Genomic DNA, 15,114 nt, shown 5'->3' with positions numbered 1-15,114 from the left:
CTTTTTATAACAATTGTTTGCATATTGTTAAAGTCCTTAAATAAACTTAATTTATTTGTATTTTTGTTTTTCAAACTTATTGATAAAAACATTTTTCTTGAGAACTTATTTAATCCCCATAATAGTAGTATTGTTTTTTTATTCTTGTAAAAAAGATGCTATTCCTGCAAAAATTACCGAAGTAATAAAACCTATTGAAATATTTGAATATGGTTTTAAATTGAATGACTTTGAGGTAATAAATGACACTATTAAAACTGGTGAAAGTTTTGGGGTTATAATGGATAGACATCATGTTTTATACCCAAAAATTAATAAAATTGCATCTTCAATAAAAGATACTTTTGATGTAAGAAGAGTACGCTCAGGAAAACCTTATACCATTTTAGCTTCTAAAGATTCTTTAACTAAAGCTCAAGTTTTTATTTATAAACATAATAAAATTGATGCAACAATTATCAATTTTAAAGACTCTACGATAAATGCTTATACCTACAAAAAACCAATTCAAACTGTAGAAAAAAAGATAATGGGTGTTGTAAACTCAAACTTTTCTGTAACTATGGATAGTTTAGGGTTAAAACACAATTTAACAAATGAAGTAGCAGATATTTATGCTTGGACTTTAGATTTCTTTAAATTACAAAAGGGAGATACTTTTAAGCTTATTTACGAAGAAAAATTTATTAATGACACTACTTTTGCAGGTTATGGGAAAATAAAAGCTGCCGTTTTTAATCACAAAGGAAAAGATTTGTATGCTTATAGATATGTTGCAGATTCTATAAAAAAAATACCAGAGTATTTTGATGATGAAGCAGGTTTGTTGCGTAGACAATTTTTAAAGTCTCCTATAAAGTTTCAATATAGAATTTCATCTAGATATAATTTAAGAAGAAGAATAAAGTTATACGGAAATAGAGTTAGAGCGCATAAAGGTACTGACTTTGCTGCCAAAAGAGGTACGCCAATTATGTCAACAGCAAACGGAACTGTTGTAGAGTCTGCTCGTAGAGGAGGTAATGGAAATTATGTAAAAGTAAAACACAATAGTACTTATACTACTCAGTATTTGCATATGAAGCGACGTAATGTTAAAAAGGGAGATTTTGTGCAACAAGGAGATATTATTGGATGGGTTGGTATGACAGGTAACACAAGTGGCCCACACGTTTGTTATCGTTTTTGGAAAAACGGAAGACAAGTAGATCCTTTTAAGCAAAAATTACCATCTGCAAAACCAATGGATGAAGCTATAAAACCTGATTATTTTGAATATATTAAACCACTTAAAGATAAATTGGATACTATAAGTTTAGAGGAAAATAATCAAGAAAACTTAATTGAAGAAGAACATCTAATTGCTAACAACTAATCAACTATGTTAAAAAATATTAATCCAACAAATACGGAAGCTTGGAAAAAATTAGAGACTCATTTTACAGAAGTAGAAGAGTTAAAATTAAAAACGTTGTTTAAAGATAATCCTAACAGAAAATCTGAATTTTCAATTGTTTTTAATGATTTAGTAGTTGATTATTCAAAGAATAAGCTTACTCAAAAAACTATAGATTTATTATTAGATTTAGCTAAAGAGGTTGAACTAGATGATGCTATTCAAAAATATTTTTCTGGAGAAGTAATTAATTCAACCGAAGATAGAGCAGTGTTGCATACAGCTTTAAGAAGTAATTCAGATAAAGAGATTTTAATAGAAGGAAAAGATATAAAACCAAAAATTAACTCAGCATTACGTAAAATTAGAGCATTTAGTAATAAAGTAATTTCTGGTAAATGGAAGGGTTATACAGGTAAATCTATAACAGATATAGTAAATATTGGAATTGGAGGTTCTGACCTTGGTCCAGATATGGTTGTAGAATCTTTGAAATTTTATAAAAATAAATTAAACACACACTTTGTTTCTAATATTGATGGAGATCATGTTTCTGAAGTATTAAGAAACATTAACCCAGAAACCACACTTTTTGTTATAGTTTCTAAAACCTTTACCACGCAAGAAACCATAACAAACGCCAATACAATAAGAAATTGGTTTTTGCAAAACGGAGCAACATTGTTTGACGTTCCTAAGCACTTTGTGGCAGTATCAACAAATTTAGAAGCGGTAAAAAACTTCGGAATTGCAAAAGAAAATGTTTTTCCAATGTGGAATTGGGTTGGTGGTCGTTTTTCGCTTTGGTCAGCTGTAGGTTTGTCAATTTCCCTTTCTGTAGGGTTTGATAACTTTAGAAGCTTATTAGATGGAGCAGAAGAAATGGACATTCATTTTAAAAATGAAGATTTTGATAAAAATATTCCAGTTTTATTAGCATTAATAAGTGTATGGTATAATAATTTCTTTGGATATGAAACTGAAGCAGTTTTACCATATTCTCAATATTTATCTAAGTTACCGCCATATTTGCAGCAAGCAATTATGGAAAGTAATGGTAAAAGTGTAGATAGAAATGGGAATGCTGTAGATTATCAAACAGGTACAATCATTTGGGGAAGTACAGGTACAAATATGCAACATGCTTTTATGCAACTTGTACATCAAGGAACCAAAGTAATTCCAGCAGATTTTATTGGTTTTGAAGAATCTTTACATGGATTAACAGATCATCATAAAAAATTAATGGCTAATTATTATGCACAAATGGATGCGCTTACATTAGGTAAAACTAAAGAAGAAGTTCATTTGGAATTAAAAACATCAGGAAACAAAGGGGAAATTAATCAATTATTACCATATAAAGTTTTTGAAGGTAACAAGCCAAATACTTCAATATTATTTAAAAAGTTAACACCTAAATCTTTAGGAAAACTTATAGCAATGTATGAACACAAAATATTTGTACAAGGAATTGTGTGGAATATTTTCAGTTACGATCAATTTGGAGTAGAATTAGGAAAAGAATTAGCAAATAAACTATTAGCAAAAGAGTAAACAAGGTTTTTAAATGTTAAAAATTATGTTTTTTAACATTAAAGTTCTATTTTGTTAACATAAAAAATCTGATAACTCCCTGTTTACAAGGATTTAGGTTGTTTTTTCAATTCTTAATTTATTGTTAAAACTTAACATTAAATTAATATTGGAGTTATCTAAAAGCAAGACTTTTGCAAGACATTTAATAACTAAAATTTAAAAATGAGAAATTTTAAAAATCTATTACTAATTGCGATGTTTTTTACATCAGCACTAGTTCTTGGACAAACAAAAATTACAGGTATCGTTGTTGATGAAACTGGCGAGCCTTTACCAGGTGCAGGAGTTCTTGAACAAGGAACTACTAACGGAACTGCTACCGATTTTGATGGGAAGTTTATTTTAAACACAAAATCAAACTCTGGAACAGTTGTAGTATCATTTGTTAACTATGCTAACAAACTAGTAAGTTTTTCTTCAGCTAATACTGATTTAGGAAGAATTCAATTAGCAACAGATGGTGATATCTTAGATGAAATAGTAATTACAGCTACTTCATTTGCAATAGATAGAAAAACTCCAGTTGCAATTTCTACATTAAAAGCTGCAGATATTGAAAGAAAATTAGGATCTCAGGAATTTCCTGAAGTTTTAAAATCAACTCCAGGTGTTTATGCTACTAAATCTGGTGGTGGATTTGGAGATTCAAGAATTAACCTACGTGGATTTAATTCAGAAAATGTTGCTGTATTAATTAACGGAGTTCCTGTTAATGATATGGAAAATGGTAGAGTATACTGGTCTAACTGGGCAGGTCTTTCAGATGTTACATCTGCAATGCAGGTTCAAAGAGGTCTAGGTGCATCTAAAGTTGCCGTTCCTTCTATTGGAGGTACTATTAATATTTTATCTAAAACTACGGATGTTGAAAAAGGTGGAAATATTATTATGTCTACTGGTAATGATGGATACCAAAAATACGGTATGACATTATCTACAGGATTAATGGATAACGGATTAGCTGCTACAGTATCTGCTTCTAAAACTACAGGAGAAGGTTATGTAGATGGTACTGAGTTTGATGGATACAACTATTTCGTTAACGTATCTAAAAAGTTCAACGATAGTCATAAATTATCGTTCACAACTTTTGGAGCTCCACAAAGACATGGACAAAGACAAAATAGAAGTACAATAGCTACTTATAGAAATGCTGAACAAGGAATAAAATTTAATCCAGATTGGGGTTATAAAAATGGTCAAGTAACTCATATTGAAGATAACTTTTACCACAAATCTCAAACTTCTTTAAATCACTATTGGACAATTAACGATAGATCTAACTTATCAACTGCATTATACGTATCATTCGGTAATGGTGGTGGAGGTGGAACTGCTGGAACAAACAGAGACTTATTTAAAAATAGAATAGGTGGAGATGACCAACCAGTAGATTTAGACGCAATTGTTGAAATTAATAGAAATAACGGAGCTTTAGGTTCTGAAGCATATTTAAGAGCTTCAAGAAACGATCATGAATGGTACGGAATCTTATCTACTTATAAAAATGATGTAACTGATGAACTTGCACTTGTAGCAGGTATTGATTTAAGAGAGTACACAGGTATTCACTTTTCTGAAGTTACAGATTTATTAGGAGGACAATATGCTTTAGATGATGCAGACGTTAACAATCCAAATAGAACTTTAAAAGTTGGAGATAAAAGAGATTACTATAATGACGGTAATGTTGGTTGGCAAGGTTTCTTTGCACAATTAGAGCTTGAAAAAGAAAATGTATCTGCATTTTTATCTGCTTCTTTATCTAATACATCTTACCAAAGAGTAGATTATTTTAACTATTTAGATAGTGATCCATTACAAACTACAGATACTTATAACTTTTTAGGTTTTGGAACAAAAGGTGGTGCTAACTTCAGATTAAATGAAAACCACAACATATTTGCAAACGTTGGTTACTTTGAAAAAGCAGCTGGTTTTGATGCAGTATTCCAAAATTTCGATAATGAAAACATCAATCCTGATGCTGAAAACCAAAAAATATTTAGTGTAGAGTTAGGTTACGGATTCAGAAGCGAGAAATTTGCTGCAAACATTAATATTTACAGAACACAGTGGAAAGATAGAACTTTTACAGATTTCTATACAGATAGACTTGCTGGATCTCCTACATTTGGACAAGATTTTGCTTTTAACTTACAAGGAGTAAATGCATTACACCAAGGTGTAGAGGTAGACTTTAACTATAAAGCTACTGATAAATTAACAATTACAGGTATGGCTTCTATTGGAGACTGGAACTGGACAGACAATGTATTAGATGTTCCTGTTTTTAACGATGCTCAAGAAAGAATTGCTACAATTGACTTGTATATTAAAGATTTAAAAGTTGGTGATGCAGCTCAAACAACTGCAGCATTAGGTTTAGATTATAAATTCTGGGAAAAAACAAGTGTAACTGTAGATTATAATTACTACGGAAATTTATATTCTGATTATGATCCTAACGATAGAACAGATTCTACTAAAGAAGGTGTTCAACCATGGAAAGTACCAAACTATAGTCTTTTTGACGCTAGTTTAAGACATGGTTTCCAAATCGGTGGTTTAGATACAACAATTACGGCTAGAATGAATAATGTATTTAATACAGATTACATTTCAGACGCATTAGATGGTACTTCTCAAACAGCTTTAGTATGGTATGGTTTCGGAAGAACATTTAACTTAAGTGCAAAAATTAAATTTTAAAAAACAAAAAAATGAAAAAAGTAGTTTATTATTTCGCAATTTTTACTTTGATCCTTACTTCATGTGATCCATTAGAGGATATCCATAATGAAGTTGACGCTTTAGAATCTGTTGTTTCTGGTGAAGCGACTTACACTTTAACAGAAGACGATTATACTGGAGATGTTGAAGACGGTGGTTTAGGTTTTAGCTTTCCAAACTTTAGTTCTGAAGATGATGCAAAAGCAGAATTACCAGCTTTTTTATCAGCTAAATACCCAGCTTGGGGAAATGAATCTTTAGTAACTGTAAATTTCGATTTATATGCACCAAAGTTTGATGAAAGAAGTTTAGAGGTTTACACAGTTAGCTCTGCAGATTATGCAGCTGGAGGTCATACTTATGGAAACTTTAGTAGCTCTTCAGATATTACTGAGTTTTTAGATACTAAATACCCAAATGCAGCTCACAGATTGTTAGTTTCTTTAACGTACAAATATTATTCAGGTAGTGTTGCTACTCTTAATAATGGATTTTTAAATGTAGACGGTACTTGGGAAATGGCTCAAGGTTTTACAGATGAAGAATACAATACAATGGGAGAAAGTTACCCTAATTTTTCTAGTGAAACAGAAGCTTTAACTAAGATACCTGTATTTTTAGTAGAGAAATTTAAGTATGATGGTAAAGTAGCTGGAGATATTGAAACAATAATGTACAAACTGTATGTTAGTGGTTCTACTCAAAGTTTTCTTGTAAGCTATATCTATGATGGATCAACTTGGTCTGAATATGAAAATGTAGTTCAAGAATCAATTAAGTTTGGACACGATGGTACTTCTTGGGTTCCAGATAATACAATTAAGTATACTTTAACTCAAGCAGATTATGATTTAGTTGATAATGGTTATTACGCAAATTTTGATGTAAGAGCAGGAAAAGCTGAAGCAGAAGAGTCTGTAAGATTAGAGAAAATTAATACTATTCTTAAAAACAATTTCCCATCAGACGCAGAAGGTCAAAAATATATCGTTTCTTATAACGTATATAATGGTGCAGATGCAGTTTGGGCTTTAAATGTTATTAAAGTAGGAACTGAATATGTAAAGCAATAAGCTTCTAATTTTAGAACTTTATAAATATTAAGAACCACCTCAAACGAGGTGGTTTTTTTATACCCAAAAATCAGTACATTTACATTTATAAATAATAAGATAAAATTATGATGAAAAATATACATTCATACTGGGCCTTTATTGTACTTGCAGTATTAATTTTTGCTGTAGTAAACGCCATAATTGGTTTGCTAAAAAAGAAAGAATTTACTCATAAAGATTTTAGACTTGGGTTATTCGCTTTAATCTTAACTCATATTCAACTATTAATTGGGTTGGCAGTTTATATTGTTGGCAGTTGGTATAGTTTTCTTAGTGATATGAAAAACTCAGCAACACGTTTATTAGCTTTAGAGCATCCTTTAATGATGATTATTGCTATTGTATTAATAACAATGGGTTGGTCTAAACACAAAAAACAAGTGAAAAGCGAATCTAAGTTTAAGTCTTTTGCTATTTTCTATGGATTAGCTTTAGTCATTATTCTATCAAGAATTCCGTGGTCTAATTGGTTGGTATAAAAGTGTTATTTTTCCCGCGAAAGCGGAAACATATTTAAAAATTAATAATGAAGTTTTTAAGTTATATTTTATCATCTGTTTTTGCAGTTGTTTTTTTCCTGTTTCTATTTATTTTTCATCCATTACAATGGTTAGGTTTAAAAATATTTGGTTATAAAGGACATAAATTTGTTGTTGATACAATGAATTGGTTCTTAATGAAAACCCTGTTAATAATAGGAATTAAAGTTACAGTTAATAATAAACACACTCTTCCAGAAAATACAACATTAATATTTGTTGCAAACCACCAAAGTATGTTTGATATTTCTCCTATAATATGGACATTTAGAAAACACCACCCAAAGTTTGTATCTAAAATTGAGTTATCCAAAGGTATTCCAAGTATTTCATTTAACTTACGTCATGGAGGCGCAGCATTAATAGATAGAAAAGATGGTAAACAAGCAATTACTGCTTTAGGTAAGTTTGCAAAGAAAATAAATAAAGAAAATTGGTCTGCAGTTATCTTTCCAGAAGGAACAAGAAGTAGAAACGGTAAGCCAAAATCTTTTTCAGCAAATGGCTTAAAAATGATAGCAAAATACAATCCAGAAGCATTTGTTGTACCTTTAACAATAAATAATTCTTGGAAAGTATTTAAATATGGGAAATTTCCATTAGGTATTTTTAGTCCAATAACTATTGAAACACATAAGCCAATTCAAGTAAAATCTTTAGATTTTAAAGAGCTTATTAAAGAAGTAGAAACAACTATAACAAACAACATAAACAACAACTAGATGTCTATAAAAAACATTCGTAAGGAAGTAATGCAAGCATTGGAAAAAAATATTGACAGTTTTGTTGATCAATTTTTAATTCCACCAGAAAAAATATGGCAACCAACAGATTTTTTACCGAACTCTCAAAAAGATTCTTTTATAAGTGAAGTAGAAGAAATTAGAGAATTATCTAAAGAATTAGATGACGATTTTTGGGTAGTTTTAGTAGGAGATACAATTACAGAAGAAGCCTTACCAACCTATGAATCTTGGTTGTTAGACCTAGATGGCGTTCACCAAGATCCAGATAACGGCTGGGCAAAATGGGTAAGAGCTTGGACTTCTGAAGAAAATAGACATGGAGATACTTTAAACAAATACTTGTATTTATCAGGAAGAGTTAACATGCGTGAAGTAGAAATTACCACACAACATTTAATTGCAGACGGTTTTGATATTGGGACTTCAACAGATCCTTACAAAAACTTTGTTTACACAAGTTTTCAAGAACTAGCCACGTATATTTCTCATAATAATGTTGCAAAAATAGCACGTAAAAAAGGACACAAAGCATTAGCCAAAATGTCTAAAATTATTGCAGGAGACGAAATGCGTCATCACATAGCTTATACCGATTTTGTGAAGCAAATATTTAAAATAGATCCATCAGAAATGATGCTTGCTTTTAGAGACATGATGAAATATAAGATTGTTATGCCTGCATTACATCTAAGACATTCTCACGAAGCTAAAGGCACATTATTTGATGATTTTTCTGCTGTAGCTCAAAGAATAGGAGTTTATACAGGTTTTGATTATGTCGATATTATCAAAAAATTAAATACAGCCTGGGAAATAGATAAGATTTCAAACTTAACTCCAGAAGCAGAAAAAGCAAGAGATTGGTTAATGAAATTGCCAGACAGAATGTACAGAATTACAGAAAGAATTATAATTCCAGATACAAAATTTCAGTTTAAGTGGATGAACCCGCTATAGTAAATAATAAAAAAGCAACCTTTTCCGGTTGCTTTTTTTATTGAATTGTAAAAGTATCTTTATCCTCTAGAAAACTAAATTTTTCACGTAGTTTGTCTTGCTGATTCTTGTCTAAAGTAAATAGTACAGGCTCAATCGTACCGTTTTCAAAATGTTTAACAGTATTTCCTAAACAGTCATAAATAGCAGAATTGCCATTATATTCATAATTATTGGCATCTTTTCCAACTCTATTTACACCAATTGTATAACTCATATTTTCAATGGCTCTTGCTTGCAATAGCGAATTCCAAGCATTAATTCTTTGTTTAGGCCAACTAGCAACATAAAGAAGTAAATCGTAATTTTCAGCGTTTCTTGCCCAAACTGGGAAACGTAAATCGTAACAAATTAGTGGGCAAATTTTCCAACCCTTATAATTTACAATCAATTTATTTTCTCCAGCAGTATAAACTTTATGCTCACCAGCCAAAGTAAATGTATGTCGTTTATCATAAAACTCAACTTTTTCGGAAGGATGTACAAACAAGAACCTATTAAAGTACTGGTTATTCTCTTTAACAACAACACTTCCACAAATAGCAGTTTGTTTTATTTTGGCAATTTTCTGCATCCATAAAACTGTATCTCCGTTCATGGTTTCAGCTACTTTTTCAGCATTCATTGTAAAACCAGTAGTAAACATTTCTGGTAAAATAATCAGTTCCACTTCTGTAGAAAGTGAATCAATTATTTTTGTAAACTGATTTCTATTTTCAACGGCATTTTCCCAAACCAAATCGGCTTGTAAAACAGCAGCTTCTAAAGTATTCGTTTTTGTCAAAATTTAAAATTGAAGGTTTCTCAAAAATAAGATAAAAATTGTAAATTCGATTTATGCAAACTTTTATTTCAGAGACACTTTTACAAATCTTAAAAACAACACAATCTTTTGATAATGTATGTTTTGTGTTACCATCACAACGTGCAGGAGTTTTTGTAAAACAAGAGTTAAAAAATCATATTTCTGCAGGTTTTTTACCTGAAATTTTAAACATAGAACAATTTGTTTCCGAAGTATCTGAAATAAAAAAAATAGATTCAGTTCAATTATTATTTCACTTATATGGAATTTACAAACAAGAAGAACAAGAGCCAGTAACGTTTGATGTGTTTTCTTCTTGGGCATTTACAATTATTCAAGATTTTAATGAGATAGATCAACATTTGGTAGCTGCAAAAGAGATTTTTGTGTATTTACGAGACATTCATCGCTTAAAAAAATGGTCAGTAAAAGGAGAGTTTAAAGAAACCGAATTGATAAAAGATCATTTATCTTTTATGGAAAAACTGAGTAAATATTATGATAAGTTTTATCAGTTTTTACTTGAAAAAGGAATTGGTTATCAAGGTATTTTATATAGAGAAGCAACTAATAAAATTGATGGTTTTATAGAGAGAAATGCACATAAAAAATTCTTCTTTATAGGTTTTAACGCTCTGAATAAAGCTGAAGAACTGCTATTTCAAAAAATGTTAATGTCAGGAAATACACAAGTTTTTTGGGATATTGATACAGTATTTTTAAAAGGAAACCACCAAGCAGGAAGATTTATTAGAAAATATAAAAAGAATTGGAAGTATTATGAGAAGAATGCACTAAACACAGTTGGAAATACTTTTTCAGAAGAAAAAAATATTCAGATAATTGGTGCTTCAAAAAATATTACACAGGTAAAATATGCAGGCGAAATTTTGCAAAAAATGCCAAATCATAATAAAACGGCTCTGGTTTTAGCAGATGAAAGTTTATTACCAATTACATTAAACTCGTTGCCAAAGAATACCCAAGCTATAAATATTACAATGGGTTACCCGTTAAAAGATATACCAACTACAAGTTTAATTTTTGCTGTTTTTCAATTGTTTTTAACGCAAGAAAAATTACAAAAAACAGTTGTAAATCAGTTTTATTATAAAGATGTAATCGGTTTTTTTAAACAAGCCGCTATTTATAAGTTATTGCCAGAAATAGCTGAAGAAATTGCCACAAAAATTGCTAGTCAAAACAGCACTTTTATAGACGAGAATTTTATTGATGCTCAATTAACTTCAACTTCCGAAGAAATAAATAAGACCATAGCAAGTATTTTTAAACCGTTTGTAATAATCACCGATTTTTTAGATAGAATTTTACAACTAATAGAGCTGTTAAAAGAAGATACAACTGTTTTAGAAAAGGAATATTTGTTTCGTTTTTACACTGCTTTTACACAGCTTCAAAATTTACATTTAGAGTACAATTATATTCAAGATTTAAAAACTTTATATCAATTTTTTAAGCAATTAATAGATTCTGAAACGTTGTCATTTCAAGGAGAACCATTACAAGGTTTGCAACTAATGGGAATGTTAGAAACACGTGTTTTAGATTTCGAAAACGTAATTCTAACATCAGTAAACGAAGGTGTTTTACCAGCAAGTGCTACCCAAAACACATTTATTCCTTTTGATGTAAAAGTAGCGTTCGATTTGCCAACCTACAGAGAAAAAGATGCTATTTTCTCGTATCACTTTTTTAGATTAATTCAACGCGCTAAAAATGTATACATTTTATACAACACAGAACACGATTCTTTTGGAAGCGGAGAAAAAAGCCGATTTATTACTCAATTAGAAATGCTCAAAAAAGATTTTTCTGAAAAAATAATAAGTCCTAAAGTAGTAACTTCTCCAACGGAATTAAAAGAAATATCTAAATCACCCCAAACTGAAGTTAGATTAAAAGTAATTGCAGAAAGCGGATTGTCACCTTCTGCTTTAACTAACTATTTGTACAACCCAATTGCGTTTTACAAGCAGAAAATATTAAGAATAAGAGAGTTTGATGATGTAGAAGAAACTGTTGCAGCAAACACAATGGGAACCGTAGTTCACGAAGTTTTAGATGAATTATACAAACCATTTGTGGGTAAATTTATAACCGCTGACAACGTTACTAAAATGCAGCAAAAAGTTGAAGAATTAACGCAAAAACATTTTAAAATTCAATTTAAAGATGGCGATATTTCAACAGGAAAAAATAGATTGATTTTTGAAGTTGCCAAACGATTTACACAAAACTTCCTGTCGCAAGAAAAAACACTTTTAAAAGACAAGAATAACCAGTTAAAAATAATAGATACTGAGAAAAAATACGCTTTTGAAATTGAAGTTGAAGGCATCGATTTTCCAATAAAAATACACGGAGAAGTAGATAGAGTAGATGAGCTAAATGGTGTAACCAGAATTATAGATTACAAAACCGGAATGGTAAAAGCATCCGATTTAAAAATTGTAGACTTTGATGTCTTAAACGATTTTAAATACGCAAAAGCCATACAGGTTTTACTGTACAGTTATTTATACACAAAAACTCAAAATTATAGCTTTAATAAGCCAATTGAAGGCGGAATTTATTCCTTTAAAAACCTGAATAACGGATTTTTAAAACTCAATTTTTCAGAAAAAAGAGGTGGACAAGACAATGAAATTACAGAAGAAATTTTAGCTGATTTTATATCGCAATTAAAAGGTTTGATTAAAGAAATTTACAACAAAGAAATCACCTTTAAAGAACCAGCAGATTTGCCTTTTTAAGCATTTACCCGAATAAACAATTACACAAATAAACGTATAAACCAAAACCTATTTCTTCCCGCTCAACACTAATAAAGGAACATTACAGTGAAACTCTTCCTTTAAAATAGTATTACTTTCCCAAAGTTTTTTAAAGAAACCACGTTTACGTCTAAAAACACATAACATATCTGGGTTTTGTGCTTGAAAATTGGCTAATACACCTTGAAAAGTAGTTGCGTTTTCAGTAATAATTAATTCGCTTTTTAAAGCATCTAATTTAGAGTCTAAAACTAAATCTTCATCAGTAAACCCAGGCGTTTTTACTAATAATAAAGTAGCTTTTATATTAAAAGCTTCTAAAACTGTTTTTAAAGGTTTTAATACTTTTTTCTTATTAAGGATACCAGATTTAAACGCAGTTAAAATTCTACGAACAGGAACATATTTATAACCTTCAGGAATCACTAAAACAGGTATTTCAGTTTGTTTTACAATCTTTCCAGATGTCTTTCCTAAGAAAACTTCATCTTTAATCGAGTTACTTTTTGGTCCAACAACAATTAAATCGATTCCAATTTCTCTGTCAATTGCTGTAATACTATCAATTACATTTCCTTTTGAAGCAATTAACTTAATCTCAACACCTTTTGTATCGCAACCTCTAACCATAGAATTTAGGTACAAGTTGGTTTCGCGTTGCATTGTTGCATCAGCATTTACAAAAGCACCCGCTTTAGATAACACTTGATAAGCACGCATTACAAATATTTTTGCATCAATTTCTTTAGCAAAATTAATAGCATATTGCAACGTGTTTATCGAGTTTTCCGTAGAACCAATAGGAACCAAAATATGTTTCATAATCAAGATTTTAATAAGACCGCAAAGATACTTAAAAAAAAGGATATTGTTTTGGGCGTTACTTTATCCTGAAGACATTCAGGATTAAAGTCGTGCTTTCGCTACTCGCTTTTTTAGGTTTACAAAACCTAAAAAGAGCTCAAACATACCGCTCTATCACTAACGCACTTACTTGCTTACGGAATGTATAAATACTCACTATATTTGTACTTGCAATTATTTTTTCGTGAATCAAGAAATCAGTTTTAAAAACATTAATAAATTAGCAATTCCGGCATTAATTGCAGGAATTGCAGAACCACTATTATCAATAACAGACACAGCAATTATTGGTCATATAGAAAATAATGCAACAGAAAGTTTAGCCGCCGTTGGTATTGTTGGTGCATTTTTATCTATGTTGGTTTGGGTTTTTGGACAAAGTAGAAGCGCAATCTCTTCAATTATCTCACAATATGTTGGAGCCAATAAATTAAACGAAGTAAAAAATTTACCAGCACAAGCCATTACCATTGTTGTGGCAACAAGCTTATTAGTTTTGCTAATTACGTATCCGTTTGCAAAACAAATTTTTCAATTTTATAACGCATCAGGAACTATTTTAGAATATTGTATAGAATATTATAAAATAAGAATTTTCGGTTTTCCATTTGCTCTTTTTGTTTTTGGAGTTTTCGGAACCTTTAGAGGCTTACAAAACACCTTTTATCCAATGATAATTGCAATTATTGGAGCACTTTTAAATATTGTTTTAGATTATGCTTTTGTTTACGGAATAGAAGGTTTTATACCAGCAATGAATATAAAAGGAGCAGCCTATGCAAGTGTAATAGCACAAGTAACAATGGCAATTATTGCAGCAGTTTTGTTGTTTTTTAAAACATCCATTTCATTAAAAATCACAATGCCTTTTAACAAAGAAATAAAAAAAGTGATTGGCATGATTTTAAATTTATTTGTTAGAACAATTGCGTTAAACGTTGCGTTGTATTTTGGAGCTTCTTATGCAACAAGTTACGGAGACAACTATATTGCTGCCTACACAATTGGTCTTAATCTTTGGTTATTAGGCGCTTTTAGTATTGACGGATATTCTAGCGCAGGCAATATTTTATCGGGTAAACTATTAGGAGCAAAAGATTATAAAACACTTTTAAAATTAAGCAACAAATTATTGTTATATGGTTTTTTAACAGGTGTTTTTATGGCTATTGTAGGATTTATATTTTACGAACCAATAGGAAGAATTTTCACAAAAGACAAACTTGTTTTAGAGCAGTTTTATATAAGTTTTTGGGTAATTTTAATAATGCAACCTATTTGTGGAATTACATTTGTTTTTGATGCAATGTTTAAAGGAATGGGAAAAATGAAGTTTCTTAGAAACTTATTAATTTTAGCCACAAGCTTTGTGTTTATTCCTCTTTTATTATATTTTAATCACTTAGAGTATAAGTTATATGCAATTTGGATTGCCTTTTTTGGTTGGATAATTGCCCGAGGTTTACCTTTAATCATCAAATTTAGAAGAAAGTTTATTCCGCTTGTGGAAAAAAGTTAACTTTGAC

Annotated in this window: 11 protein-coding genes; 9 read left to right on the top strand and 2 right to left on the bottom strand. The window is 30.2% G+C overall.

All coding sequences use genetic code 11. From position 1 onward, the window contains the following. The first annotated feature begins 97 nt into the window (after window positions 1-97). The 7 genes from L1S33_RS02325 to L1S33_RS02295 all read left to right on the top strand — a co-directional run bounded on the left by L1S33_RS02325 (window position 98) and on the right by L1S33_RS02295 (window position 9,085). The gene (locus L1S33_RS02325; protein ID WP_240561073.1) at window positions 98-1,375 is read left to right on the top strand and encodes a peptidoglycan DD-metalloendopeptidase family protein; all 1,278 of its coding nucleotides are present in this window, start codon (window positions 98-100) and stop codon (window positions 1,373-1,375) included. A 6-nt stretch (window positions 1,376-1,381) separates the two neighbouring features. Further along, on the top strand, window positions 1,382-2,953 hold the full coding sequence (gene pgi / locus L1S33_RS02320; RefSeq protein ID WP_240561072.1) for a glucose-6-phosphate isomerase: 1,572 nt from the start codon (window positions 1,382-1,384) through the stop codon (window positions 2,951-2,953). A 204-nt stretch (window positions 2,954-3,157) separates the two neighbouring features. After that, window positions 3,158-5,707, top strand: a complete 2,550-nt coding sequence (locus L1S33_RS02315) for a TonB-dependent receptor (protein ID WP_240551170.1) — start codon at window positions 3,158-3,160, stop codon at window positions 5,705-5,707. A gap of 11 nt (window positions 5,708-5,718) precedes the next feature. Next, complete coding sequence (locus tag L1S33_RS02310; RefSeq protein WP_240561071.1) at window positions 5,719-6,801, top strand: hypothetical protein; 1,083 nt, start codon at window positions 5,719-5,721, stop codon at window positions 6,799-6,801. Window positions 6,802-6,911: 110 nt separating this feature from the next. Then, window positions 6,912-7,322 (top strand): hypothetical protein, encoded by a 411-nt coding sequence (locus tag L1S33_RS02305; protein ID WP_240561632.1) that lies wholly within the window; start codon window positions 6,912-6,914, stop codon window positions 7,320-7,322. 47 nt (window positions 7,323-7,369) lie between these two features. Further along, window positions 7,370-8,104 carry a lysophospholipid acyltransferase family protein gene (locus L1S33_RS02300; RefSeq protein WP_240561070.1) on the top strand — a complete coding sequence of 245 codons (735 nt, stop codon included), beginning with the start codon at window positions 7,370-7,372 and terminating at the stop codon, window positions 8,102-8,104. After that, window positions 8,105-9,085 carry an acyl-ACP desaturase gene (locus tag L1S33_RS02295; protein ID WP_240561069.1) on the top strand — a complete coding sequence of 327 codons (981 nt, stop codon included), beginning with the start codon at window positions 8,105-8,107 and terminating at the stop codon, window positions 9,083-9,085. It abuts the gene before it with no gap. Between the two features lie 37 nt (window positions 9,086-9,122). Here the strand turns inward: L1S33_RS02295 and L1S33_RS02290 are convergent, their stop codons facing one another. Next, a complete protein-coding gene (locus tag L1S33_RS02290) occupies window positions 9,123-9,908 on the bottom strand; it encodes an amidohydrolase (RefSeq protein ID WP_240561068.1) in 786 nt (261 codons plus the stop codon). Window positions 9,909-9,961: 53 nt separating this feature from the next. Between L1S33_RS02290 and L1S33_RS02285 the strand changes: the two genes are divergently transcribed. Then, window positions 9,962-12,703, top strand: a complete 2,742-nt coding sequence (locus L1S33_RS02285; RefSeq protein WP_240561067.1) for a PD-(D/E)XK nuclease family protein — start codon at window positions 9,962-9,964, stop codon at window positions 12,701-12,703. A gap of 48 nt (window positions 12,704-12,751) precedes the next feature. Here the strand turns inward: L1S33_RS02285 and L1S33_RS02280 are convergent, their stop codons facing one another. Further along, entirely contained in the window at window positions 12,752-13,546 is a 795-nt protein-coding gene (locus tag L1S33_RS02280; RefSeq protein WP_240551177.1) for a universal stress protein, read from the bottom strand. 226 nt (window positions 13,547-13,772) lie between these two features. Between L1S33_RS02280 and L1S33_RS02275 the strand changes: the two genes are divergently transcribed. Continuing rightward, on the top strand, window positions 13,773-15,107 hold the full coding sequence (locus L1S33_RS02275) for an MATE family efflux transporter (RefSeq protein WP_240561066.1): 1,335 nt from the start codon (window positions 13,773-13,775) through the stop codon (window positions 15,105-15,107). The last annotated feature ends 7 nt before the right edge of the window (window positions 15,108-15,114 follow it).

The organism is Tenacibaculum aquimarinum (genome assembly GCF_022478115.1).
In the GTDB taxonomy this organism is placed as follows: domain Bacteria; phylum Bacteroidota; class Bacteroidia; order Flavobacteriales; family Flavobacteriaceae; genus Polaribacter; species Polaribacter aquimarinum_A.
This window is presented reverse-complemented; position numbering and strand designations above follow the sequence as displayed.